Genomic DNA, 21,464 nt, shown 5'->3' with positions numbered 1-21,464 from the left:
GTAAGGCCAACTACGGGCGAAGCTCCAAAGCAATAGTATTGTCACTGGTGCCAGCAAAACAACGAGAAAGCAATAAAGCCCTGCTCGCCAGAAGTCTAAAGACTTGGAGGTATTCATCCGCTTACCTCCTGCTTTCCAACAAGTCGATCCAAAAGTTCATAGCTTTTCCGATAAAGTATGACCATGACCAGGGTTATCAGTGCGATCACCATATTCATGGCCATTGCGTAGGGCCGCCTTAGCAAATCGGGATGAGTAAAGGCGATATAGGCTAATACTGGCAGCGCCCTTGGAGAAGTGGGTCCAAGAAGATAAGGAATCTCAAAAGCCCCGAAGGAAAAGGAGAAAATAATAATGAATGCTGATGAAAGTGCGGGTAATGCCATAGGCAGAAGCACTTCTTTGAAAAGCTGAAAACCGTTGGCACCTAGATTGCGGGCCACCTGGTTGTACTTCTCATCCACCGAACGTAGTACGCCGTAAACGACGAGCGCCACGAAGGGGATTTCCTTCCACATGTAAGCGACCATTAGACCGATCCCACCCCGGTCGAATGTGACCACAGGAAAATCCGACATCTTTTCGATCAGACCAATAGAAATCGCAATCCTGGCCAGCATACCGCTTTGACCGAGCAGCGAGATCACCAATAACGCAGCCACCGTATGGGGGACGATTATGGGTAACCTGTAGACCAAGTGAGAAATCCGATCCTGCGAGTTGCTCCTGAGCAAACACAAGGCTAGAAGAAGCCCCAGTACCGTAGCTAGAATGGCCGAGACAAGAGCTGTATACAGGCTAAAGACGAGTGCCGATAGAAATGCGGGATTTCGAAATATCTCCACGTAGTATTTTGGTGTGATTTCCCTTAAACCCAATGCAGGAAAGTAGCCGATACTCTGTAAGAAACCAGTGATGAGTCCGTTGACGAAAACAGCGGCCAAAATCGATAACACGGGAAGTAGCAGTAAGTAGGGTTTAAACCGGTCAGCCTTCATCCATGTGTAAAGCCGATTGAAATAAGAGAACATCAGCTACCGTATCCTGCCACTGTTTCCATCCAGATTTCCTCGATAATTGGCACCAGATGCGAAGGCATTTCCGGCAGGCGATGAGATTGTAATGCTTCGAAGGATGGAACGCCTTGTCCCAACGGAATCTCTTCAAAGAGCTCCCTTTCCTCACCGGAGAGTTTTTCTGCATCGACAACGGGGAGATCGCCCCAATTGGCCGGTGCATATTTATCCGCCTGAATCTCCGGGCTCAAGATGAGGTCGATCAGTACCATGGCCGCTTGTCGATTCGGTGCATTTTGTGGGATTGCCAGAAAATGTGTGTTCCCAATTGTACCCGATTCAAGAAGGAATGCCTCCGACGTTTCTGTAAACTGTCCAGCACTGATTCGCTCGGCTACTAGGTTTGGATTATAACTCATGCTCAGAATCAGCTCACCATCAGCATACATATTCTCTACTTGAGAAATGGTTGCAGGATATGTTTTACCTGATCGCCAGAGGTAAGGGGCCAGCTCTTTTAAGTAAGCCATAGCAGGATCGACCACTTCCCTCACGGTTTCTTTTTCAGCCGGGAGGTTCACAAAGGATTCATAGCCGACAATTTCATAGATAATGTTCCTGATAAATGCACTCCCCGTGAAATCAGGCGGCGCTGGATAAGCGATCTGACCCGGAAATTTTTTAGCTAAGGACAGTAACGCTTGATGATCGGTGGGAAATGCCTCGATTTTCTCTGTATCACCGATCATAACGAACTGAGCCTTACCGAAAGGGGCTTCGAATCCATCTACCGGGTACCCAAAATCATGCGTGATATCCGGTGCAGCACCATCGATATACGTCTGGAAATTTGGGAGTCTGCCTGTAAAAGGACCATAGAGTAGGTTGTTATCCTTGGCCGTTCTAAAATTCTCCCCATTGATCCATACGACGTCAATTGTTCCCTCGGCATTCAACTGTTTTTCTGAGAGAAGTTTGGCCAGAATCTCATCGATGTTCATCGGAACACGCTCGAGCGTGATGTTGTAATGTTCTTCCAGAGTATTTGCTAAGGTTTTGTCCAGCCACCTATTTGTCACTTCAGAACCACCCCAGCCGTAGAACGTTACCTTTGTGCCGCGGGCTTCCTCCAAGATAGACGTCCAGTCTCCGTCATCTTCCGTAAATACCTCCGGTTGTTCCACTTGTGTGTCAACACAGCCAGTGGTAAGCATTAGAATTGTAATCAAAGCCATACATACGATCCATACTCTACTCAAAATTATCTTCCTTTCATGATTCGCTAAAAGAGCAAGTACCTTTTGAGGAGTCGTACCCCGATAAACGCGCCCAAGAACATGAACAGGCCAAAGATCCAACCGTGTAAAGAGAAGGACGGAATCGCGCTAAAATAGGAGCCGATGTTACATCCAAAGCTAAGTCGGGTTCCGTATCCCATCAGAATACCTCCCGCAAAAGCCCAGGCGCCTTGTTTTGGCGTTTTGATTCTCTTCCACTTGAATTCTGACGATAACAAAGCACTCGTCAGCGCACCCAAAATCAGAGACAGGTTGAGAAATGTATAGCTGTTATAGAAGAACGTTTCACCCTGCGAAAGCGCTTGATCGTACACACTATAGTAGTACCAGGAGCTTGGATTAGCTCCCAGCAACTCCAGTATCCCAGAGGCCCAGTAAAGGAAGCCTGTGGTAATCCTCCAGGGTTTACCCGTCGTAAGAAACAAGAGTACATTCAACAGTGCCAAAGCTAAGGCGCCCCATAGATAGGAGCGGGGTTTGGTCAGCCATGTGGGTGGTTTACGCACTGGACGCCTCCCTCACTTTCTCTAAAAAGATACGCCATTCACCATCTGCTACTTTCACCGAGTCATAAGGAACCCGATGGTCTCTAGCCCAGTCGCTGATGTGCGTCAATGCGCAAGTATGATCCGTTTCGATAATTAGCACTTCTCCAATTTCCATGGTCTTGAGTTTCTCCACGGCTTTGATCAGCGGAAGCGGACATGCTTCGTACAGGCAATCTAATGTAACAGTCTTCATGATGATCCCTTTCCTATTTTTCTACGGTTCATTTTTGTCAGTAGAAGGTTGATGGTCCCGAGTAAAGCCAAGGTAGTGAAAAGGGCTGGAAATGGGCCAATCCTCTCTGGAAGATACAGAACTTGACCCTGCTGGATCAGCACCTCATCCCAGAACTGGAAATGTCCCGCCGCCAGCACTGTACCGACTAAAAATCCGGAGAGTCCAATAAGCTGAAGCTTAAATCCCTCACCAATTCTCATGAGCGTTCCACTCGCGCAACCACCAGCGACCACCATGCCGGCTCCAAACAACAATGCGCCCAGTGCCGTGTGGACTCCTGCTGGTTTTAACTGACCTGGTATCTCCCCGATGGGGCCGTCACCCATCATGTAGGGCCACTGGATCATGAAAAATCCCACGCTCATCACCATCATCGCCAGTAGAATAGCCCGGAGGAGTTTGGTATTCCCCGTAAGAAGAGGGTCACGAAAACTCGCGGCAAAGCAGAACTTACTGCGTTGTAAAACCATTCCCATCGCTCCACCGATCACCCAATGCCAAGTATAGGGCGTTTTAGAAAGGAGTAAGAACAAGGCGACCAGAGCGTAAATGGCTAGGGTGTACCACCCTCTGTGAGCGGTAGATCGTCGCGAGACGATTTCTCCCTCGAATTGTCTTTTCAATGCTTCGATTTTCTCAGATTGCATTGCTTCCTCACCTTTCCATACAGCAAACATGTGAAACTGTTAACAATGTCTAACATCATTATATCTCATCCATTATGTATCCACCATAAACAATCCTTATGGTCCATAATACTGTATTATGAAGCAAGTCTCACCCACTCTCATTGGAAATGCTATAATACCCTCGTGGACAGATAGAACCTAGGAGGTACTTTTCATGAAAAGAGTTGCGATCGATTTTGACCTGACCATGGGTGTTCCCTTTCGAGATGTCGATGATGGCCTGGCACTCATGTATGTACTCGGTAGTGATGTGCTCTCCCTAGAGATGGTAACAACGACCTTTGGAAACAGTACGCTGGATACTGTACGGAGGACAACAGTAAAGACCTTCGAAGAGCTGGGATTAACGGGAAAGATCCCGCTATACCACGGTGCCCAATCGTCATCTCAACCGATGTCAGAAGCTGCAGAGGCCATGGTGCGACTTGTGAACGATCACCCTGGAGAAATTACATTCTTGGGCTTAGGTTCGCTCACGAATTTCTTAGGTGCCTGGAAACTAGATCCTGATTTTTTCAAGAAAGTGAAGGAAATCGTCTTGATGGGTGGGATAACCGAGCCTTTGATCATTGGAAAGAAACAGATGAATGAGTTGAATTTCTCCTCAGATCCAACTGCAGCGCATGCGGTGCTCTCTTCCGAAACACCGGTCACCGTGATCACTGGTCATCTCTGCTTACAGGCCCTTTTCACTCGGGAGATGTACGAAGAGATGGGCAGTCAAGAAACAAGCGATCACGCAAGAAGGAATTTTGCATATATCCGTCAGAAGACAGATCCATGGCTCTCCTTCATAGGATCTCTTTACGAAAACAACGGCTTTCACAATTGGGATGCTGTCGCAGCCCTATACCTCGACAGTCCTGAAATGTTCGAGCGAAGTACACTTGACTACACTGGTCATGCCGAGAGCCTCAAGACTGGGATGATCGTTAGCGATGGTCCCCCGCTAAAGAAACTTAACGTACCTAAGCGAATCAACGACATACATGCCTTTAATACTCGTTTGATTGAGCATTGGGCTAAAGCATAATCATGCCTCTCGGATCACTGAGTGCCCCGAGAAAGTGGTGACCGATTCGCGATTTCACACTATGCTATGCGAAAAGCCCCGGGTGCGATGAACACCCAGGGCTTTTTCTATACTCTTCACTTATACTTCCTACTGATGGCTATCATCTGGCAATAAGGAACCTACTCCTTCTCTCTTTAATCCATTCTACCGGATCATCAGCAAAGATCGAAACGATCGGCATTCATGACCTTGTTCCATGCCCCGATGAAATCGTAGACGAACTTTCTCTCCGCGTCATCGCTGGCGTAAACTTCCGCAAGGGCCCTGAGCTGTGCGTTCGAACCGAAGGCCAGATCGACCCGTGTGGCCGTCCATTTCAGCTCGCCGCTCTCACGGTCGCGACCTTCGAAAACTTCCTTCGATCCTTCATAGGGGCGCCACTCGGTGCCTAGGTCCAGGAGGTTCACAAAGAAATCGTTCGACAGGGTGCCGAGTCGTTTGGTGAAGACGCCGTGGGGATTTTGCTTGTAATTGTTCCCCAGCACACGGAGCCCACCGATCAGGACTGTCATTTCCGGAGCCGTGAGCGTGAGCAGCTGGGCGCGATCCACCAAGAGTTCCTCCGAACAAACGGCGTACTGCCCCTTCAGGTAGTTGCGGAAACCATCGGCCACGGGCTCGAGCACATCGAAGGCCTCGGCATCCGTCTGCTCTTCCTTCGCATCGGTCCTACCCGGTGCGAAGGGAACCGTTACGTCGTAGCCTGCCTTTTTCGCAGCTTCTTCGATGGCAGCGGATCCGCCGAGTACAATCAGGTCTGCCAATGAAACCCTTTTATCTCCGGACTTTCCGTTGAAGTCCTCCTGGATTTTCTCGTAGATACCCAGAACGCTTCCTAGCTGTTCCGGCTCATTGACGGGCCAATCTCTCTGTGGGGTCAAACGGATACGCCCACCATTGGCTCCGCCGCGCTTGTCGGACCCTCTGAAGGTCGAGGCGGAGGCCCAAGCCGTGGAGATCAACTGACCGGTGGTCAATCCCGACGCCATGATCTGTTTCTTGAGCGCTTCAATCTCCTGAGAATCGATCAGCTCGTAGTCGACAGGAGGTAGTGGATCTTGCCAGATCAGGTCTTCCTCCGGCACCTCCGGTCCCAGGTAGCGCGAGCGAGGTCCCATATCCCGGTGGGTTAATTTGAACCAGGCGCGCCGGAAGGCTTCCTCGAAAGCCTCCGGATGGTCGCGAAAGTGCTCGGAGATCGGCCGGTAGATGGGATCCATCCGAAGGGCCAGATCCGCTGTGGTCATCATAGGTGGGTGGTGCTTCGATGGATCGTGCGCATCGACAACAGCATTTGCGGCTTCTGGATCCGAGGGGTGCCACTGCCAGGCCCCCGCGGGGCTCTTCTCGAGGTTCCAGTCGTAAGCGAAAAGCGTTTCAAAGTAACTGTTGTCCCACTCGATAGGCGTCGGCGTCCAGGCACCCTCGATACCACTGGAGATGGTATCACCGCCTTTTCCACTTCCGTGCGCGCACTTCCAGCCGAGTCCCTGTTCTTCAATAGCAGCCGCCTCCGGTTCCGGCCCCACATGCTTGGCATCGCCGGCACCGTGGCATTTACCGAAGGTGTGTCCCCCGGCGATCAGGGCCACCGTCTCCTCATCGTTCATCGCCATCCGGTCGAAGGTCTCCCGAATATCGCGTCCCTCGGCGACGGCATCGGGCACTCCGTTGGGCCCCTCTGGATTCACGTAAATGAGGCCCATCTGGACGGCCGCCAAGGGATTCTCCAGATCTCTTTCTCCGGAGTAGCGTTCCTCGCCGTCGAGCCACTCTTCCTCTTGCCCCCAGTAGACATCCTCCTGGGGTTCCCAGACATCTTCCCGTCCGCCACCGAACCCAAAGGTCTCCAGACCCATGGACTCCAGGGCGCAGTTACCCGCCAAGATCATCAGGTCGGCCCAGGAGATACTGCGTCCATACTTCTTCTTCACTGGCCACAGGAGACGCCGCGCCTTGTCTAGGTTGGCGTTATCCGGCCAGCTGTTCAGCGGTGCGAAGCGCTGTGAGCCGGTGCCCGATCCGCCCCGGCCATCTCCTTTACGGTAGGTTCCCGCGCTGTGCCAGGCCATGCGAATGAAGAGGGGGCCGTAGTGACCGTAGTCTGCCGGCCACCAGTCCTGGGAGTCGGTCATTAAGGTGTAGAGGTCCTTCTTCACTGCATCGAGATCCAGTTCGCAAAAGGCCTTTTTGTAATCAAAATCAGCATCCATGGGATCGACTAACTCGCTGTTCTGGTGCAAGATCTTTAGATTCAACTGATTCGGCCACCAGTCTCGGTTCGTCGTCCCTTTGTCCGGTGCGCCCTTGCTCGTCTTCCCGGTGACAGGGCATCTTCCATGCTCTTTCATCGCATTTCCTCCTTCGAGAATCCATGGTTACCACACAATGCCCTGCTTTGGCATGGGTCATGTGTAGGTCGCTGCAGACTGATCTCCCGCGTAATCGTTGCGCTTCTTTACCTTTCACCAGGTAAACGCTAGCTCCCAAGATAGGCTCATCAGTTTTTCATTCTTGTGTTCTAAATCAGTCCGTCAAGGGATATTTACCCCCGATCGGTAGTGTCTACCAAGAATAAGTCTGAATATTTTGACAAATCACCTCCTCTTCTGCAATCGGTTACCCCTCGAAGGTAGTTTCTTCATGATTTGTTCTCGCCAAAAATGATGTTAAGAAAACAAGAGAATCAGTGATACCCTGGTCCTAGGGTTCGGCATCTTCGCGATCTACTTTGGTCCCGGGGACTCGATCTTCCCCTCGTTATCTGCTTCCCGTCAGGTGGCGAGTGGCTGGCCGGCCTATCGGCACTCATGCTCACGGAAATCACACTACCCATACTTGCCATCGCGGCCGCGGCCTTTTCCCCTCTTCAGAACCTTCGCTTCCCACCCTTCTGTGGTCCACTTCCCAACAGGTCCACCATTCTAGTATGTAAGTTACGAGAACGCCCTTGAACCCCTGCTCGCATTAAGATATGATACACTTATACGAAAACTTCAGTCTACATGGCTGCTACGACATAGGGTCATTTCATGCTATCGAATTCACGGAGGTGTTTCCTGTGAAAGCTATGATCGTCGGCGCAGGCAAACTGGGCTTGAAACTCGCAGAAACGATGCAAAACAACAAGATCGATGTCACGCTGATCGATCTCAACCAACGGGTGATCGAGAGAGCACTCGATCACCTCGATGTGCTTACCGTTCACGCGAACGGGCTCGATGTCGATATTTTGAGAGAGCTGAACATCGAAACCTATGATTTCATGATCGCCTGTACGAGTAGCGATGAATCGAACACGATCATCTGCCGCGTGGCAAAGAAGTTGGGGTGTGCAAAAACGATCGCCAGAATCAGAAACCCCGAGTACTCGAGACAGATGGAGTTCTTGCGCGTTGAGATGGGCATCGACTATATCGTCAACCCCGATATGTCCATTGCCAACGAGATCACGCGGTATCTTTTGAAGAGTTACAATTTTTACTCTGGGGATTATGCCAAGGGTCGCGTGCAGCTGGTCGATATCGGTGCCAATCATTTGAGCGGATACATCGGAAAAAAGATCATGCAGCTCGATCACATCGAAGGAATGCTAATCACCGCCATCTTGCGTGACGGGCATATGATGATTCCGTCGGGCCACACGGTTATCGAGCCCGACGATATTCTGTATATCATCGGTAAACGTGAGAGCATTCAACTGCTCAGGGAAAAGAGCAACACCCTGAACAAAAGCAAAGAGATTCAAAAGGTGATGCTCATGGGTGGAGGAAAAATCGCTTACTACCTAGCGCGTGAGATGAGCGAGATGGGCGTCTCCGTCACCATCGTAGAAAAAGACCGCGAGAACTGCAAGCGGCTCGCCGATGAACTGAACAGCGTCCTCGTGATCCACGGGGATGGTACCGATCTCCACCTGCTCGAGGAAGAGTCTCTCTCCGAGATGGATGCCTTTATCGGCGTGACGGGATACGACGAGCAGAATCTCCTCATGGCCCTGATGGCCAAACACGAAGGGGTCAGCAAGGTGGTCGCCAAGATCAGTCGTCCTTCCTACACCCAGATCGTCGACAAGATGGGCATCGACGTGGCCCTCAACCCCATCACCATCGCGGTGAGTGACATCCTGCGCTACGTGCGCGGCGGCAAGGTCGTTTCCGTTTCCCTCCTGCTCGGTGGACAAGCCGAGGTCAACGAGGTGATCATCGATCCGAAAAACCCCATCGTGGGAAAAACCCTCTTGGAACTCGGGCTGCCCAAGGGTGTGATCATCGGGGCCATGGTGAAGGATAGCCGCGTTTTGATCCCGAACGGATCCACGACCATAGGAGCACACGACCGCCTCATTATCTTCAGCCTAGCAAACACACTAGAGTCTATCGGCATATTCTTCAAAGAAGAGAAGGGAAACAGGCTCAATGAACTATGGAATCGTCGCCAAGGTATTAGGAAATATATTAACACTTGAAGCCCTGATGCTCCTTCCCTCGATCAGCATCGCACTCCTCGATCAGAGTGATGATCTGACAGGTTTCAGCACCAGTTTTCTTCTCATGGCCATTGCGGGCATCGGACTCTCCCTGATCAAGGTCAAAAACCAACGGATCAAGGCGCATGAGGGGCTGAGTATCGTGGCGTTGGGGTGGCTGCTCGCCTCTCTTTTTGGCGCACTCCCCTTTTACCTTTCGGGATACATCCCTTTTTACGTAGATGCCCTCTTCGAAACGATCTCTGGATTCACCACAACCGGGGCCACGATTCTTCTGGATATCGAGTCGCTACCGAGGAGCCTGCTCTTCTGGCGTTCCTTCACCCACTGGATTGGCGGCATGGGCATTCTGGTCTTCACTGTGGCCCTGCTGCCTACCCTCGGGATCGGCGGCCTCAAGATCTTCAGGGCCGAGAGCCCGGGTCCAGTAACCGATAAGATCATGCCGAAGATCAAGGACACTGCAAAAATTCTATACCTCACCTATATCACAATCTCCCTCGCCGAGATCCTTCTGCTTAAACTCGGTGGCATGTCCCTGTACGAGTCGGCCGTGCATACTTTCGGTACCCTGGGAACCGGTGGTTTCTCCAATCGTGGGGCCAGCATCGGTGCCTACGATAGCTCCTACATCCACGTGGTCATCTCGATCTTCATGATCCTATCGGGTACGAACTTTGCCCTCTACTTTGCTCTATACAAGCGGAAATGGCGTGAAATGGTGCGAGATGCGGAGTGGCGTTTCTTCCTCGGCATCATTGCCGTCGCCACCCTGGCGATTACCATCAACCTTGTGTCCATCAACGGCCAGTCCCTCTGGATGGCCCTTCGGGATGGCCTTTTTCAGGTCAGCTCGATCATCACGACCACGGGATACGCCACCGTTGATTTCGATCTGTGGCCTACTTTCTCGAAAATGGTCCTTTTCATGCTCATGTTCGTCGGCGGGAGCGCGGGTTCGACCGGTGGATCGATCAAGGTGATCCGCATCCTGATCATGCTCAAACTCATCAAGCGCGAGGTTCTCAAGATCTTCCACCCCAGGGCCATGATCCCGGTCAAGGTCGGGGGCAAATCTGTCCCTAACGAGGTCATCGCCAGCATCACGAGTTTCATCGCCCTCTACCTCTTGCTCTTCATCGTGAGCACCCTGGCGATTTCTCTCGAGGAGATCAGCCTCGTCGGCGCGGCGAGCGCCGTAGCCGCCACCCTTGGCAACGTGGGCCCGGGTTTCGAAGCCGTCGGTCCCACGCAAGCCTACGCTGCCTTCAGTGTACCGAGCAAACTGCTCTTCTCCCTGCTCATGCTGATGGGACGACTCGAGCTTTTCACGATCGTGGCCCTCTTGGTACCTAAAAACTGGCGGACCGAGATGTACTAAAATCACTATCAAACGCCCGAGGAAACATCAAACCATAAAACAGGCGATGCCTTCCACTGAAAAGTGTGGAGGCATCGCCTGTTTTGTGTCCCATGGCTTTACGCGAGAAAACCAGCCCACTCGCGCCTTTCTGCAGGGGCCTATGCCTTCCAGTAGAGGAGCCGGTTCTCATAATGATGGATCTGACCCAGCACCCGCTCCCCATAGTCACTATCGCCACAGCAGAGCACGATGGCCGTCAGCTCGTACATGGGAAGTCCCATGGCGTGCACTTCCGTGTGCACCGTGGCCCCCGGCCTGGCCAATGGCGTGGCACAGGGCCCCGTAGACCGGATTGTCGATTTCCTTGGCAAGGGTATGGGCGTCGAGGATCGCACGCCGTGCGATCGACATTTCAATGTTCCCCGGGCCCACTGATCACAGGCTTCCAAGCACCGACGAGGTCTCTGCTCCTCCGGATACTTGTCTTCAAAGCGGCAGAACGTCTCTCCCGCGCAGTCCAGTGCCCACAGGATCAGAAGAACAAGGGAAAGAAGAAACTGACGAAGGCAGCCCAGAGCCCGTAGATCGGCAGGTAGTTGACCGCGGCGTCGCGTATCGCCGGCCGACCTTTCAACTCTTGGTAAGAAGCCCTGGCGATCTTCACGAGGTGGATCAGGATCAATAGGTTCATCCCGAGCACGGCCAGTCGGTTAGGCGTCAGACCGTAGGAAGAAAGGCGGAAGACAATCGCCGACAGGGCCACCCCGTCGATCACCAAGGCCAGTAGGATCAGCGCCGTGTTGATCAAGACCGCTAGACGGCTGATCTCCTCCGTCCGGACCTCCGTGATCGTGAAGACCGTGACCGCAAGCACGGCCATCAGGACGAAATTGAAGGACAGCAAGAAATCTCGGTCTAGAAATGGATTCTCCCCCACCACGACGACTGCCCCCAGATAGCCCACCAAGGTGATGAGGACCAGCGGGCTGAAGATCCGCGCGATATAGGGGGCGATCGTCCGGTTGCGGTCTAGGTTCACGACCACCAGCTGCACGGTAATCAGAGCCAGGAAGCCCACACCGAAGACCACGACGTTCTCGAAGTAAAGATCCGCGATGTCCATGTCGAGAAAACCAAATAGCTGGAGCGTCAATACCGCAAGGAGCATGCCGGCGATGGCTATGCTGGCGTAGTAGACGCAGAACTCACCGTTGAAACGAAGGAAACTGACCCTTTTCATCTGATGGTTGTAGCCATCGCCCGCATAAGCGGCCCCGATCACGACCCAGAGAAAAACGGGCATGTGCAGGTAGGACAAGATGATGCTATCCGTCTCTTCGAGCGGTAACAGGTTGATGTACAGAATAGAGACGCAAACCAGCCCCAGGACAGCGAGAACCACATTTCGCCTCGGTCGCGAGCGGTAGAGGAAGTAAAAAATTGTCGCGACCACGACGCCGAAGAGAAGGTTTACCGGTGCAATCGCCCCCTGCACGATCAGGTGGAAGAGTCCCCGGGTAGCGAGACCCGAGACGAGCGCCAAGACCACCAGGACCCGAAGACCCCCGGATCCTCCCTTCTCGATCTCCGGGGACGTGAAGGCGAACGGAGTCCTCAGCCTTTCTCGCCAGACTTTCAGGATCAAGTCGTCGGGATATCTCTGTTCTGCCTCTAGGAAATTGGCTTCGAAGGCTGCGGCATCTTGACGGTAGAGGGACTCCAGCCGAGCGGGATCGTCTCGGTGGAGGATGACTTCGTTCTGATGGTCCATGGCATCCTCCTTTCGATCGCTCAGGATTTTTCTTCCGGTACGTACTCGATCAGATCACCGGGCTGACAGTCGAGGGCCTTGCAAATGGCCTCTAGCGTGCTCAGTCGGATGGCCTTGGCCTTGCCATTTTTAAGGATCGACAGGTTGGCCATGGTGATCCCCACCCGTTCGGACAGTTCAGTGACGCTCATCTTGCGCGTCGCCAGCATCACATCGATATGAATTTGAATAGGCATTTTGATCACCTCAGACCGTCAGGTCATTCTCTTCTTTGATGGCAATCGCCTCACCGAGCAGTCTGACCAAGATCTGCGCGAAGACCGCCACCACCGCCGTTGCGAATACAAATACCAGGGCGATTAAAATCAGGCCCGGGGCATCATCTCGATCGGCCACAATGTAAACGACTGGTAAGAGGACTAGGTAAAAAAAACTGATGTAAGAGGCCGAGAGGCGGATCTTTTTCAGCGCTACAACGGAGCTGCGCTCGAAAGCGCGCTGTCCATCGATCGCACGGAGCAAGCGAAAGCCCTGGAAAAGGGCGTAGAAATAGGCCGCGGCTGTGGACAAGAATCCTAGGATGAGACCGTAGTAGAGGGCTGGTCCGCCGACGAGATAGTGGACGAAAAGGCCGGCAACCTTGGGTAAGATCAGGACGCAGAAGACCAGGATCGGGAGCCCCATCAGGAGAATCGCTCCCTTGAGAAACCATGTGGAACCTTTGTTCATTTCACAACACCTCGCATTTTTTATAATTTCATCTTACACCGATATTTATCGTTTTACAATAAATATTTATTGAATAAAGGTAATTTTGCAGATGTTTACTTCCTTTTCACCCAGCTTTTTACCCTAAAGTCACGAAAGGACCACGACCTTCGCCGTGATCCTTGTCTTACGATTGGCTTCATTCTGCGCTTTCCGATAAGCGGTACAGTCCTCCTTCGAAGTCCACCACCACGATTTCCCCGTCCCCATCGAGTCCAAAGGACGAGATCATGAGATCTGAGTCGAGGAGCAGGTGGTTCTCTTCGGCACTTTTTTCTTCGATCCACAGTCCCCAGATCCGTCCGGAGATGAAATCCCCGTAGACATAGACGCCGGTCAGGCTGGGTGCCTCTTCACCATAGTAGGTGTGACCACCGGTGATCGAACGCCCCTCATCGTGGGTGTACTCGTAGATGGGGAGGATATCGTTCTCGAGACTCTCCGGATCCCCGCTGTAGGGCTGGGTTCCCTCCAGGAGGTTCCACCCGTAGTTGCCGCCCTTCTCGATGATATCGATCTCTTCAATCGCGCCTTGTCCTACATCGGCGGCGATCAAGAGATCGCGACCACGGTCAAAGCTGAATTTCCAAGGATTCCGTAGCCCGTAGGCAAAGATCTCGGGCAAAGCCCCTTCCGTATCCACAAAGGGATTTTCCTCTGGCACCAGGTAGGGGGCCTCTTCTGTGTCCACGTCGATCCGGAGGATTTTACCGAGATAAGTGCCCAGATCCTGGGCATTGCCCTGGGGGTCCCCGCCGGATCCACCATCGCCCGATGAGATGTAGAGGTAGCCGTCCTCACCGAAGAGAAGCGTACCACCGTTGTGGTTGGCGTAAGGCTGAGCGTAGCTGAGCACTTCTTTCTCCGTAGCGGTGTCCACAGGCAGATCTCCGGTGAACTCGAACCTGGAGATCACGGTCCAGTCACCATCGGTGTAGTTCACGTAAAAGTAGCCGTTCTGTTCAAAGTCCGGGTGAAAATCCAGACCGAGTAGGCCCATCTCCTGTCCCGAGGTCGAAACCACATCAGTGAGGTCGAGCAGGGTCTCCATCGTCCCCGCTGGATCGTCTGGTAGCCTGCGGACCAGTCCCCTTCGTTCCACGATGTGCAGCGCACCCACGCCGTCATGCACGGCAGCCAGTGGCTCGTCGAAGGAAAGGCTTGGGTAGAGGGGCTCCAGCGCATAGGTCGCCGGTACGAAACGCTCCGGGACCGTGACGCTTGGTTCTTCCGATTCGGCAGGCGAATCTTCCTCCCCTGCCGGTGGGGCTTGTGCCTCCACCGCTTCCTCTGCCTCGGGCTCAGCGGCCTCTACAGGATTATCAGCAGTTTCAATCGGTGGATTCTCTGGTGTAGCCCCAGGGTCCGGGGTCTCCTGGCAACCCACGGTGAAGAGCATGACCACGAGGGCAAGGGCCAGCACTTTTCTCATTTACAGCTCCCCCTCTGCCAGGTTCTCAGCTAGCATCAAGAGTTCTTCGCTCTCGGATAGTCCCTCGAGGAACCGTTCGGGAATCCCGCTGAGACCGACCTGGGCACCGATCAAAGCGCCGGTGAGCATGGCACGCACCTGGTTCTGACCGCCGCCGTTGATGGCGCTGAGCACGCCCATCTCGAAGTCGTCCTTGAACCGCGCCCCCAGGTAATAGGCGGCGGGTAACATATGGTAGATGGCACAGGGCATCCCGTAGACGAGGGATGCCTTCCAAGCCGGGTCTATCTGGACCCCATCGTCATCCGCTGCAGTGGCCATGAATCCCGGCGAGAGCAGGGCGTCAGGCGAGGCGAATAGGCCTTCGTTGGACTCTGCTTTCTTTCCTTTCTCCGGTGCCTTGAGACCACCGCTGGTCACAGCGTGGAAGGGTAAATTCTCGGACTTCACCCGCTCCATCAGTTTCATGCCAATCTGACCGTCGAGCGGTTCACCGCGGATCATCATGGCCAGGACCAAGAGATAGGCCACCGAGAGGGATCCCGTCACATTATCCGATTGGGTGAGGGCCGTGTTGTCTGCCGTGATGGTGGCCAGTGCCTTGAGATCACCAGCGTACCAGATGGCCGTCGGAATATTGCGCTCGAGCGATTCGGTGGTATCACCAATGCTTGCCGCCTGATCCCAGGGCCGTTTTTCGACGACGCGCACCTGGTAAAGGTGTCGCATCACTTGGCTGGTATAGCCGCCCTTTCCACCCATGGGCGTTCCGTCGAGATGGGGCAGGATCCGGTCGTCCATCATCTGGCAGAAAGAGGACTCCTCGTACCCCTCTTCCCGAACGAGGTACTCGGCCATCTCCCGAATGATCCATCCCTGTTGCGAAAGTTCCCCTGGTTCGAGCCCCGCGTGGTAACGTCCTTCTTTCGGTCGGGTGTAATCGTCGATCCACTCACCGTACTCGGTCCTCAGTTCATCAAGATCGTAGTACCAGTGGGGACCAACGCCTAAAGCTTCTCCGATCAAAGCACCCATCAGGGCGCCCATGGCACGGTCTTTTCTGGTCATCGTATGCTCACTCCTTTTTCCTTTGGTCAGGTCTTTCCTTCACATGTTCAAGCAAGTAGTCCACGAGACGCATGGTCTCGCTTACCGCATCGATTGCCGGTATGTTGCCGTGTTGGTCCTCCCCCGCACTCCACCTACCGGAGAGAACGAGCAGGTGATCATCGCGCTGTGCATCGAGTTCGTCGATGGTGTTCAGGGTCAACACCTTGGGGGCATCGATCGCCCGGATCCCTTCGGTCAGAATAATCTCCTCTTTGTAAAAGGATAAAATCTCCTCGAGGGACAATTGTCGGTCGAACAACAAGGCGGTCTCCTCCGCGCCCCAGGCGGCAACGAGACTTGCGCCCGCTCGCCGATGACGATCCGTGTTGGTGCCCTCGGCGTCCATTTTCATGGGGTGGTGATGGATTTTCTTGATCGTACCCACGGAGTAGCCGCGCTCGCGGAAGGCCCGCACGAGGTGTTCGACGGTCGTCGTCTTCCCCGATCCCTTTCGACCGACCACGGCGATCAGTCGCTGTTTCCTTTTCTTTTCGGTCATCTGTTTTTCTCTCCTCTGCTTCTGTATCTTCGTTCTCTCAACCAGTCGATAAGCATGCTCAACATTTATTTCATACCCCATAAGTCGGAAATCCAACATCCGACCCTTGGATTGCTCATGGCCACCACCTATTCATCGATGATTTGATCGGAAGGCCATGGGCCATCAGCTTGGAATAAGAAAAACCCCCACCACCGTCTGGATTACGGTCGTGGGGGATCGTCTGCATGTACTCATTGATTTTTCACCCTGGCGCCAAAGGGCAAAAAAGCCAGTTGCGCTAACTTCACGTGCTGGAGGGCAAAGGGGATTCCGACCACCGTGATCGCCAAGGCTGCGGCGAAGAAGAGGTGGGCGATGGCCAGCTCCCAGCCGAGGAGGACCAGCCAAAGGATGTTGAGCAGTAGGCCCCCGACACCGAAGTTGCCGAGCTCGATACGCCTGCCGAAGGGCCAGAGGACGAAGCCGGCGATTTTGAAACACTGCATACCCAGGGGAATACCAATGACCGTGAGGCACATCAAGATTCCGGCGATCACCCACATGGCCGATGTGATCAGTCCGCCTAGAATCACCCATAAAAGATTGCCGGTGGTGCTCATCCATATCCCTTCTTTCTTCTCTTCATTTCAGTATCGTCTTATGCCTGGGGTCCTGGAAAAGCGAGTCGGAAGGTTGTGCCTTTTCTCTTTTCGCTCTCGATCTCCATGGCGCCTCCGTTTTTCGCGATGAACTCTTTCACGAGTCCGAGGCCAAGGCCCGTTCCCTTCTCTTCCTCGGTACCGGGTAATGACTTGTTGTACAGGGACTCTCTGACCGTCTGAAGTCTCTCGGGGCTCATGCCAGGCCCCTCATCGGTGATCGTGACGATCCCCTGGCCCTCTGCAGAGGCGAGGGATACCTGTATCCGCCCACCCCGATAAGAATACTTGATGGCGTTGGACAGGATGTTTCTGAAGATCAACTCCAGGCTCCGCTCGTCAGCGGTTACGATGAGCGACTCAGCTCCCTCAATGGAAATCTTTAGATCCTTACGATCTAGGGGTTCTTCTAGCGTACGCAACACCCGCTCGATAACCTTGTGGGGATGGAGTCTTTCTTTTTGTAGCGTGATCCCCTCTAGATTCATCTGGGACCAGTCCAGCAGATTGTTCACCAGCGAATAGGCCTCACGGCTGCTTCTGTTCAAGGCCAGGAGCATTTCCTTCTCCTCCTCAGGCTCCAGATGGATCTCGTCGCTCACCAGGAGATCTGAAACCCCGATGATCCCGTTGAAAGGGCTCCTGAGGTCATGGGAGATGATGGAAAAGAGCTTGGTCTTGGCTGCGTTTGATGCCTTCAACTCTTTCCTTTTTTGTTCGAGCTTGTGGAAGATCACCTCGTAGGGTTCCCGGATTCCCTTTTCAATGATCGATTTGTAGATCAGAAAAAAGGAGATGATCTTGAAGTAGTGGCCGAGCACGTTGGAGATTCCGTAGTTGTCGATGTAAAAGGTGAAGAACAGCTCGGCTAGGATCGTGGTGATGATCGATAGCCTGAGCAGACGGTAGATGGTGTCGCTGAATTCGGATTGATGCCTTCTTAACAGGTAGAGGACCACGAGGAGGACCGCAATGATCGCGTACTCGGCACTAATCTTAAAAGGCGTTTGGCCCACACCCTCGATAAAGGCCTCGGGGAAGATCTTCCAGGTGAAGATCGACAGGATGCCGATGGCCGAAATCACCGTGTAGATCCCGAGCATGGCGTACTCGTTGAACTTCTCTCTACGTCGGATGAAGCGAAAACCCACCAGCAGGCTAAGGGCCTCCATGGCCCGGCCCAAGATCCACAACTGGTTGGCGTAGAAACTGTAATCGGGAAAGACGTTCATCCCCATGTAGCCAAGGGTATGGAGAAAGTCGATGTTGGCCACGAAGAGGTAAGAGAGCCCGACGAAATGGATGTAAAAGTTGTCGATAAAATGCCGCGCGTTCCAGGTGACCACGAACATTAAAATGGCGATTGCGATGCTGAACCCCTCGGCGTAAGCATGAAAAAGCAGAAAGTTCCGAGTGAGCAAATAGAGCCCGATGAGTAAAGCGATGTTGAGTACGATGGAAATCGAGTGGTTCTTCTTCTGTGTGATGGTCATGGGGCGGCGCCTCCTGTGGTCCTTAACACGATGGATGACTTCACTTTTCTACCATTTTATCACATATTGTACTGTTCATCACCTAGACATTTTGTATTTTTGATAATCTATATCAAAAAGGGGAGGAAACGTTTCGTACGCACCATGTACGTTCGATAATCCTCACCGAACTCCGCCAGCATCTGTTGTTCTTCCCTCAGGGCAAGGGTCACATAGCGCACGACCATCACGGGAAAGAGCAGGAGCAGGGTCAGGGTGGCCCACTCGAAAATCATGCCGAGGCTGATGAGGAGAAGACCCGTGTACTGGGGATGGCGGATGTAGCGGTAGACGCCGCTGGTGACCAGCTTGCCCTCTCCCCCCTCGTGGGACCAGTAGTGTTTGTAAATGGTGCGCCATCCGCTGATGATCAGGGCGAGACCTGACAGACCGAAGAGGACATTGATCCACATACCCAGGTATCCCACCGAATGGACCAGGGTGTGACCCCATAGGATGCCCTCGGGAAGTTGTTTGCCGATGACCCAGGAAATCAGGTACATACTGAAGGGAATCCCGTGCATCTCGATGGCAAAGGCGATGACGAAGGCCAGGAAGGCGCCCTTCGGTTTATCTTCCATCTTTCGATAGTAGGGTAGGAAGAACAGGATTCCCCCGTAGAGCAGGATGAAAAAGAGCACGGCGCCCCACTGATCGTAGTGACCGGCGAGTGTTTCCATTTTGGCTACCTCCTTAAGATAGAAAGAGAACAAGTGGTGTGACCGACTATCCCAAGGATAGCAGGGCCACTTTAAACCACCTTGTTCTCTTTCTTAAATCCCCCTTAAACCCTGGGGATCCGGAGGGTGAAGGTACTCCCCCGCCCTTCTTGTGATGCCAATGTGATGCTACCACCGTGGGCACGAATGACCCGGTCCACAATGGTGAGACCGAGACCGGTCCCACCGGTCTCTGAGTTCCTCGAGCCTTCAGCCCGGTAGAAGGAGTGAAAAACATGGGTGACCACCTCACTCGGCATCCCAACACCGTGATCGGCGAAGGTCAGGATAAGGTCGCCCTCTCCTTTTTTTAGTTCGATTGAGATCTCCGTCCCCGGCGGATTGTACTTTATCGCGTTGGAGAAGAGATTCTGCAGGACGCGGCTCATCTCCTTGGGATCGACGGATGCCAGGGCCGGATCGTCTGCGATCGTTATGCGGTAGGGATAGCCACGCTCCTCTAAGACCGGGATCGCCGCCGCGATTTCCTCGCGCAGAAACTCCGCAAAGTCCAGCTCGGTCCGGTCGAGGGTATATTCCGAGCTTTCCATCTTGGAGAGCTGAAAGAGATTGGTGACCAGATCGTTGGCCTTGATGGCGTTCTTTCTGATGATGCCCAGGTATTTCTCCTGCTGAGCCATCGACACTTGCGGCGAGTCCTCCCAGAGTTCGGCGTAGCCCAGGATATTGGTCAGCGGTGTCTTCAGATCGTGGGAGATGTGTAGGATCAGCGCCTTGCGGTTCTCCTCCGACGCCTCCCGGCGGGCGACCTCATGCTCGATCTGCTCTGCCATGGCATTAAAGGTCTCCTCTAGGTCGCCGAACTCATTTTTCAGGTTGAGGTCAACTCGGGCCGAGTAGTCTCCTGCCTTGAGCTGCTGGGTGCCCTCCACCAGTTTCCGCAGGGGACGCGTGATGCCGAAAGAACTGATTTTGGAGTAGACCAAGGTGCTGATGGCCAGTAGAATTAACGAAAAAAGGGCGATGGAAACCACCACGCGGCGGACCATGGCCCCGTCCACCGAGGCATGTTCGTGGTTCTGCACGATGGCCAGGTCGATCCGAAAGGAGGTCGGGAATGTCACGACGAGCCAGAACTTACCCTCTTCATTGTAGGCGATGTCGTGGTTGTAGGGATGACCGATGCGCTGGCTACCGGCAAGGAAATCCGTGAATTCAGTAGTGGTCAGTTGTTTTTTCGAAAAGAGATCGTAGCCTTCCGAACGGAGGACCTCGAGATGCTCACCGACTACCTGAAGGCCACCCCCGTTGGCAACCACCTCGCTGGCATCAATCGCAGTAAAGTCGTCGCGCATCAGCTCTTCGGCGGGATAGGTGTTCTTCACCAGGTTCTCCGAGATCATGTGATCGGAAAAATCGAGGAGCAGGAGCGCGAAGACACCCACCATGATCGTGATGAGGAACATGGAAAAGTAGTTGCGAAGGAACTGGCGAAATAAGTTGGGTTTCATGTGCGCTCGCCATCCCTTCCCATCATCTTGTATCCGATTCCCCTGATGGTTTTGATGTAGACCGGATTCTTGGGATCCTTCTCGATCTTGTTCCTCAGGTGACTGATGTGGACCATGACGGTGTTGTCATCGTGGAAGAGGTCTTCTTCCCAGACCTGTCTGTAGAGCTGCTGTTTGGTGAAGACCCGTCCGGGGTTCTCCATGAAGAACTTGAGCAATTTGTACTCTTTGGCGTTGAGGACCAGGTCATTCCCTGCTCTTGTGACCGTGCATCCCACGGTATCAAGGGTGAGATCGCCAATCTGGAGCTTCTCTTCATGGGTTCTCAGGTGGGTACCGTACTCCGTCTGCCGCCTTAGTTGGGCTTTGACGCGGGCGAGGAGCTCCTGGACGTTGAAGGGTTTGGCCAGATAATCATCGGCCCCGAGGCCCAACCCCAGGATCTTATCCATATCCTCGTTACGGGCGGTCAAAAAAATCACGGGAAAGGTCATGGTCTCGCGGATCCGCCGCAGGAGATTGAAACCATCCTCGCGGGGCATCATGACATCGAGGATGGCCAGATCGATGCGTTCTCCTTGTATCAGCTCCCAGGCCTCCACCCCATCTTTTGCGGTGAAGACCCTGTACCCTTCTCCTTGCAGGTGGATTTTCAACAGTTCACGGATGTCTTGTTCATCTTCGGCGACTAAGACGTGGATCGGCTGCATCATGTCTCACTTCCTTTTCGATTTACCTGGTCTGTTTAAGAGGGATTTAAGATAGGGCTAAGGGTCCCTTCAGTTATGCCTGTTAAACTGTTGTCAA

22 protein-coding genes are annotated in these 21,464 nt (G+C 53.4%); 3 read left to right on the top strand and 19 right to left on the bottom strand.

Translation table 11 applies throughout. The features are described 5' to 3' along the window. Positions 1–113: 113 nt before the first annotated feature. From ACULM0_RS14685 to ACULM0_RS14665, 5 genes are read right to left on the bottom strand one after another with little or no spacing between them, the layout of a single operon-like run. Positions 114–1,031, bottom strand: coding sequence for an ABC transporter permease (locus ACULM0_RS14685; RefSeq protein ID WP_463678282.1), 918 nt, complete (start codon positions 1,029–1,031; stop codon positions 114–116). Continuing rightward, positions 1,031–2,275, bottom strand: a complete 1,245-nt coding sequence (locus ACULM0_RS14680) for an ABC transporter substrate-binding protein (RefSeq protein ID WP_463678281.1) — start codon at positions 2,273–2,275, stop codon at positions 1,031–1,033. The genes ACULM0_RS14685 and ACULM0_RS14680 overlap by 1 nt, the downstream gene beginning before the upstream one ends. Positions 2,276–2,298: 23 nt before the next feature. Further along, positions 2,299–2,820: a YeeE/YedE thiosulfate transporter family protein gene (locus ACULM0_RS14675; RefSeq protein WP_463678280.1), complete on the bottom strand. Its 522-nt coding sequence runs from the start codon at positions 2,818–2,820 to the stop codon at positions 2,299–2,301. After that, on the bottom strand, positions 2,813–3,055 hold the full coding sequence (locus ACULM0_RS14670; RefSeq protein WP_463678279.1) for a sulfurtransferase TusA family protein: 243 nt from the start codon (positions 3,053–3,055) through the stop codon (positions 2,813–2,815). The genes ACULM0_RS14675 and ACULM0_RS14670 overlap by 8 nt, the downstream gene beginning before the upstream one ends. After that, positions 3,052–3,744: a YeeE/YedE thiosulfate transporter family protein gene (locus ACULM0_RS14665; RefSeq protein ID WP_463678278.1), complete on the bottom strand. Its 693-nt coding sequence runs from the start codon at positions 3,742–3,744 to the stop codon at positions 3,052–3,054. The genes ACULM0_RS14670 and ACULM0_RS14665 overlap by 4 nt, the downstream gene beginning before the upstream one ends. 196 nt (positions 3,745–3,940) lie before the next feature. Between ACULM0_RS14665 and ACULM0_RS14660 the strand changes: the two genes are divergently transcribed. Then, positions 3,941–4,819 (top strand): nucleoside hydrolase, encoded by an 879-nt coding sequence (locus tag ACULM0_RS14660; RefSeq protein WP_463678277.1) that lies wholly within the window; start codon positions 3,941–3,943, stop codon positions 4,817–4,819. 197 nt (positions 4,820–5,016) lie between these two features. Here ACULM0_RS14660 and katG read toward each other — a convergent pair whose 3' ends face one another. Continuing rightward, the gene (gene katG, locus ACULM0_RS14655) at positions 5,017–7,212 is read right to left on the bottom strand and encodes a catalase/peroxidase HPI (protein ID WP_463678276.1); all 2,196 of its coding nucleotides are present in this window, start codon (positions 7,210–7,212) and stop codon (positions 5,017–5,019) included. A gap of 719 nt (positions 7,213–7,931) precedes the next feature. Between katG and trkA the strand changes: the two genes are divergently transcribed. Together trkA and ACULM0_RS14645 are read left to right on the top strand one after the other, a co-directional pair. Next, positions 7,932–9,329, top strand: coding sequence for a Trk system potassium transporter TrkA (gene trkA, locus ACULM0_RS14650; RefSeq protein ID WP_463679896.1), 1,398 nt, complete (start codon positions 7,932–7,934; stop codon positions 9,327–9,329). After that, the gene (locus ACULM0_RS14645) at positions 9,280–10,731 is read left to right on the top strand and encodes a TrkH family potassium uptake protein (protein WP_463678275.1); all 1,452 of its coding nucleotides are present in this window, start codon (positions 9,280–9,282) and stop codon (positions 10,729–10,731) included. The genes trkA and ACULM0_RS14645 overlap by 50 nt, the downstream gene beginning before the upstream one ends. A gap of 140 nt (positions 10,732–10,871) precedes the next feature. Here ACULM0_RS14645 and ACULM0_RS14640 read toward each other — a convergent pair whose 3' ends face one another. The 13 genes from ACULM0_RS14640 to ACULM0_RS14580 all read right to left on the bottom strand — a co-directional run bounded on the left by ACULM0_RS14640 (position 10,872) and on the right by ACULM0_RS14580 (position 21,358). Further along, positions 10,872–10,994 (bottom strand): hypothetical protein, encoded by a 123-nt coding sequence (locus ACULM0_RS14640; protein ID WP_463679897.1) that lies wholly within the window; start codon positions 10,992–10,994, stop codon positions 10,872–10,874. Next, positions 10,942–11,124, bottom strand: coding sequence for a putative immunity protein (locus ACULM0_RS14635; RefSeq protein WP_463679895.1), 183 nt, complete (start codon positions 11,122–11,124; stop codon positions 10,942–10,944). The genes ACULM0_RS14640 and ACULM0_RS14635 overlap by 53 nt, the downstream gene beginning before the upstream one ends. Before the next feature lie 121 nt (positions 11,125–11,245). Next, positions 11,246–12,484, bottom strand: coding sequence for a DUF4153 domain-containing protein (locus tag ACULM0_RS14630; protein ID WP_463678274.1), 1,239 nt, complete (start codon positions 12,482–12,484; stop codon positions 11,246–11,248). Positions 12,485–12,504: 20 nt separating this feature from the next. Further along, entirely contained in the window at positions 12,505–12,720 is a 216-nt protein-coding gene (locus ACULM0_RS14625) for a helix-turn-helix domain-containing protein (protein ID WP_463678273.1), read from the bottom strand. A gap of 10 nt (positions 12,721–12,730) precedes the next feature. Beyond that, positions 12,731–13,213: a DUF2975 domain-containing protein gene (locus ACULM0_RS14620; protein ID WP_463678272.1), complete on the bottom strand. Its 483-nt coding sequence runs from the start codon at positions 13,211–13,213 to the stop codon at positions 12,731–12,733. 178 nt (positions 13,214–13,391) lie between these two features. Next, positions 13,392–14,684, bottom strand: a complete 1,293-nt coding sequence (locus tag ACULM0_RS14615; protein WP_463678271.1) for a PQQ-dependent sugar dehydrogenase — start codon at positions 14,682–14,684, stop codon at positions 13,392–13,394. Further along, a complete protein-coding gene (locus ACULM0_RS14610) occupies positions 14,685–15,752 on the bottom strand; it encodes an ADP-ribosylglycohydrolase family protein (RefSeq protein ID WP_463678270.1) in 1,068 nt (355 codons plus the stop codon). It abuts the gene before it with no gap. Between the two features lie 7 nt (positions 15,753–15,759). Then, on the bottom strand, positions 15,760–16,293 hold the full coding sequence (gene mobB, locus ACULM0_RS14605; RefSeq protein WP_463678269.1) for a molybdopterin-guanine dinucleotide biosynthesis protein B: 534 nt from the start codon (positions 16,291–16,293) through the stop codon (positions 15,760–15,762). Positions 16,294–16,526: 233 nt separating this feature from the next. Beyond that, positions 16,527–16,895, bottom strand: a complete 369-nt coding sequence (locus ACULM0_RS14600; protein ID WP_463678268.1) for a YccF domain-containing protein — start codon at positions 16,893–16,895, stop codon at positions 16,527–16,529. Between the two features lie 38 nt (positions 16,896–16,933). Further along, positions 16,934–18,427 (bottom strand): sensor histidine kinase, encoded by a 1,494-nt coding sequence (locus tag ACULM0_RS14595; RefSeq protein WP_463678267.1) that lies wholly within the window; start codon positions 18,425–18,427, stop codon positions 16,934–16,936. Positions 18,428–18,534: 107 nt separating this feature from the next. Continuing rightward, positions 18,535–19,146, bottom strand: a complete 612-nt coding sequence (locus ACULM0_RS14590) for a methyltransferase family protein (protein WP_463678266.1) — start codon at positions 19,144–19,146, stop codon at positions 18,535–18,537. A 104-nt stretch (positions 19,147–19,250) separates the two neighbouring features. Further along, positions 19,251–20,657, bottom strand: a complete 1,407-nt coding sequence (locus ACULM0_RS14585; RefSeq protein WP_463678265.1) for a sensor histidine kinase — start codon at positions 20,655–20,657, stop codon at positions 19,251–19,253. Further along, positions 20,654–21,358, bottom strand: a complete 705-nt coding sequence (locus ACULM0_RS14580; protein ID WP_463679894.1) for a response regulator transcription factor — start codon at positions 21,356–21,358, stop codon at positions 20,654–20,656. The genes ACULM0_RS14585 and ACULM0_RS14580 overlap by 4 nt, the downstream gene beginning before the upstream one ends. Positions 21,359–21,464: the final 106 nt, after the last annotated feature.

It is taken from the genome of Halotolerantifilum yawarlongkerapense, assembly GCF_054506745.1.
Note: the sequence above shows the minus strand (reverse complement) of the source record. Positions and strands in the feature narration are given on the sequence as shown.

What these genes read in the sequence shown, in the direction of transcription:
- ACULM0_RS14590 (WP_463678266.1), bottom strand. Translation starts at nt 19,146, where the DNA reads ATGGAAACACTCGCCGGTCACTACGATCAGTGGGGCGCCGTGCTCTTT.
- ACULM0_RS14600 (WP_463678268.1), bottom strand. Translation starts at nt 16,895, where the DNA reads ATGAGCACCACCGGCAATCTTTTATGGGTGATTCTAGGCGGACTGATC.
- ACULM0_RS14625 (WP_463678273.1), bottom strand. Translation starts at nt 12,720, where the DNA reads ATGCCTATTCAAATTCATATCGATGTGATGCTGGCGACGCGCAAGATG.
- ACULM0_RS14610 (WP_463678270.1), bottom strand. Translation starts at nt 15,752, where the DNA reads ATGACCAGAAAAGACCGTGCCATGGGCGCCCTGATGGGTGCTTTGATC.
- ACULM0_RS14595 (WP_463678267.1), bottom strand. Translation starts at nt 18,427, where the DNA reads ATGACCATCACACAGAAGAAGAACCACTCGATTTCCATCGTACTCAAC.
- ACULM0_RS14620 (WP_463678272.1), bottom strand. Translation starts at nt 13,213, where the DNA reads ATGAACAAAGGTTCCACATGGTTTCTCAAGGGAGCGATTCTCCTGATG.
- ACULM0_RS14635 (WP_463679895.1), bottom strand. Translation starts at nt 11,124, where the DNA reads ATGTCGATCGCACGGCGTGCGATCCTCGACGCCCATACCCTTGCCAAG.
- katG (WP_463678276.1), bottom strand. Translation starts at nt 7,212, where the DNA reads ATGAAAGAGCATGGAAGATGCCCTGTCACCGGGAAGACGAGCAAGGGC.
- ACULM0_RS14640 (WP_463679897.1), bottom strand. Translation starts at nt 10,994, where the DNA reads ATGGGACTTCCCATGTACGAGCTGACGGCCATCGTGCTCTGCTGTGGC.
- ACULM0_RS14645 (WP_463678275.1), top strand. Translation starts at nt 9,280, where the DNA reads ATGAACTATGGAATCGTCGCCAAGGTATTAGGAAATATATTAACACTT.
- mobB (WP_463678269.1), bottom strand. Translation starts at nt 16,293, where the DNA reads ATGACCGAAAAGAAAAGGAAACAGCGACTGATCGCCGTGGTCGGTCGA.
- trkA (WP_463679896.1), top strand. Translation starts at nt 7,932, where the DNA reads ATGATCGTCGGCGCAGGCAAACTGGGCTTGAAACTCGCAGAAACGATG.
- ACULM0_RS14615 (WP_463678271.1), bottom strand. Translation starts at nt 14,684, where the DNA reads ATGAGAAAAGTGCTGGCCCTTGCCCTCGTGGTCATGCTCTTCACCGTG.
- ACULM0_RS14660 (WP_463678277.1), top strand. Translation starts at nt 3,941, where the DNA reads ATGAAAAGAGTTGCGATCGATTTTGACCTGACCATGGGTGTTCCCTTT.
- ACULM0_RS14665 (WP_463678278.1), bottom strand. Translation starts at nt 3,744, where the DNA reads ATGCAATCTGAGAAAATCGAAGCATTGAAAAGACAATTCGAGGGAGAA.
- ACULM0_RS14670 (WP_463678279.1), bottom strand. Translation starts at nt 3,055, where the DNA reads ATGAAGACTGTTACATTAGATTGCCTGTACGAAGCATGTCCGCTTCCG.
- ACULM0_RS14630 (WP_463678274.1), bottom strand. Translation starts at nt 12,484, where the DNA reads ATGGACCATCAGAACGAAGTCATCCTCCACCGAGACGATCCCGCTCGG.
- ACULM0_RS14585 (WP_463678265.1), bottom strand. Translation starts at nt 20,657, where the DNA reads ATGAAACCCAACTTATTTCGCCAGTTCCTTCGCAACTACTTTTCCATG.
- ACULM0_RS14685 (WP_463678282.1), bottom strand. Translation starts at nt 1,031, where the DNA reads ATGTTCTCTTATTTCAATCGGCTTTACACATGGATGAAGGCTGACCGG.